4 protein-coding genes are annotated in these 2,141 nt (G+C 46.2%); all 4 read right to left on the bottom strand.

The genetic code is table 11. The annotated features are described in order from the left end of the window. Positions 1–97: 97 nt before the first annotated feature. The gene (locus tag P0D70_RS36420; RefSeq protein ID WP_408188086.1) at positions 98–538 is read right to left on the bottom strand and encodes a hypothetical protein; all 441 of its coding nucleotides are present in this window, start codon (positions 536–538) and stop codon (positions 98–100) included. Positions 539–581: 43 nt separating this feature from the next. Continuing rightward, positions 582–1,112, bottom strand: coding sequence for a lysozyme inhibitor LprI family protein (locus P0D70_RS36415; protein WP_408188085.1), 531 nt, complete (start codon positions 1,110–1,112; stop codon positions 582–584). Then, complete coding sequence (locus P0D70_RS36410) at positions 1,099–1,587, bottom strand: lysozyme inhibitor LprI family protein (RefSeq protein WP_408188084.1); 489 nt, start codon at positions 1,585–1,587, stop codon at positions 1,099–1,101. The genes P0D70_RS36415 and P0D70_RS36410 overlap by 14 nt, the downstream gene beginning before the upstream one ends. Next, positions 1,571–2,141, bottom strand: a 571-nt coding sequence (locus P0D70_RS36405; protein WP_408188083.1) for a lysozyme, incomplete at its 5' end; no start/stop codon positions are given. The genes P0D70_RS36405 and P0D70_RS36410, both read right to left, overlap by 17 nt.

Below are 2,141 nucleotides of genomic sequence, written 5' to 3'. Positions count from 1 at the left end.
GAGTGCCGAGAGGATCGATTCCCGCTCCTGCGAAAGCGACCCCGAGAGACTGCGTAAAAATCCCCGCCGAAGCGGGGATCGTGTCGTGCTATCGGCTCTAGTCAAGCGCCTTTTTTATGGCTACGCACTTTGGAATTGGGGATGTTTCCATATCGCCAGGGCACGCGAGCCATTTGTAAAACTCAAGTTCCTGAGCCGCGATGTTCTTTCGACATTCTGAAACTTGAAAGTCAGTATCCGGCGTATAGCGTTCTCCCCACCCATTGAATGAATAGGCTAACACTGAGCAATCAGATTTAATTTTTTCTTTCCATATCTGATAATTTTTATCCATTGCAGCCCGGCGGTCACCTTTGGCAAGTTCCCTGATGTTCAGATATAGACTTTTAGAATCGGAAAGCATCTTGTCGGCATCAATTTTCGAGCATCCCAAAAAATCATTACGCGTTTTTGCATGTTTTTCACATGCCGTATCTGCAAATGCAGACGTGACAAAAACAAAGCCAATCGTCGCAATGATTGTCTTAATGGCTCGCATCGTGATCCCCATCCTTAAATAAAATCCCGTCTGGGCGACTCAGTTATTCATCACCTTTGCCACTGGATAGTTCCTTCAGTCTATTTTCGGTGATCCGGTCCATACAATCCCAAAAATAAACGAAGTGCAACGAAGCCTGACCTACCGAATAGACATCGGTATAGCAATTGTTATCCCTATAAATTTCCCAACTCGATTGAGATTTTTTGAAAAAAGGTAGTGAGGATGGTTGATCATATGAACGATTATATTCATCATCAGCCCGAAGGAGTTTTTCCACTTCCAAAATTTGCTTATTTAGAGCCTCCACTGTCACCTCATAACGGAATTGTGAGCAGGCGGCCAAATCCATCGTGCCGAGCATTTCCTTTTTACAGTACGCTGCAACTTGCTCACGGTTCTTTCCAGAAAAATACGTGCGCGCCGGCCCCGCCTTTCTGTAATCAAACGACGACCCATAGATCGACGATGAAGAATATGCCGCATTGGCAAACAAAAATAGAAAAATAAATATATTAATGGCGCGCATCATAGTTGCCAGTTTGATCGCTCTATCGTGGCTATTCACCGGCATTAGGCTTCGTTAAATCGTCAAGCCGCGCTTTCGTGATTCGCGTCATGCAATCCCAGAAATCAACGAACCGAAGCGATGCCTGCCCGACCTCATACACACTGGCGTAACATTGATTGTCCCGATAGAGTTGCCAGTTCGCCTGGGCCTTCTTGAAGTAAGGAAGCGCCGTCGGTTCGTCATCGGCTTGATGATCTTTATCACCGATTGCCATAATATTTTCAATTTTGGCGACTCTCTTTCCCAGTTCGCGGGAAGCAATTTCAAATCTAAACTGGGCACAGGCCGACAGGTCCATTGTCGCACTAGCGTCCTTATCGCAAAACGCCTTGATTTGAGTTTGTGTTTTCCCGCCGAAGTAGACACTGGCTGGCCTTGCATTTCTATAATCAAACTCCGATCCGTAAATTGAGTCTGACGAATATGCCGAAGTGGCAACGACGAACAGCAGGAAAAATATATTAATGGCTCGCATCATAATTTCCTGATTCGAAAAGTCGTGCTTCCACGCGGCGGCGGTTGGGCACGCGAGATGCAACGAATCCCCGGATAACGTCCCGCATTCTATTGAAATCCCCTCTGTTTAGAAAACTCGCCAGGTGGTGTGAGCGGGTTTCTGGATACCACGGATCGCCCTCGTGCTTGTACGGACCCGAGTTGAAAAGAATAGACACAAGCGCATCATATTCATGTTGATATAACGGGACATTAACATCATTGTTAATAATCCTTTCGACAGGTCGCAAATTGACTTCAAAAAAATCCCTGGCACGCTGCACACTTATCACATCGCCAGGATGCAGGTTGTCCTGCGGTAAAACCTTATGCCCAAGTCCAACTGTCGGGATATGATATCCATCATCGTACACTTTTACGATGAACCCATCTACAACTGGCAATCCCTTGTGATTAATGCCATTAACTACTCCGCTTTCCCACACCGCCATAAACGTATATCCGTTATTTGACAGACGCCACGGCTTGCAAAGCCGATCCGTGCGTACGATCACACACGAATTAGGATTGGTGTTT

The sequence above is a fragment of the Paraburkholderia sp. RL17-381-BIF-C genome (assembly GCF_046026435.1).
Taxonomy (GTDB): Bacteria; Pseudomonadota; Gammaproteobacteria; order Burkholderiales; family Burkholderiaceae; genus Paraburkholderia.
Note: the sequence above shows the minus strand (reverse complement) of the source record. Positions and strands in the feature narration are given on the sequence as shown.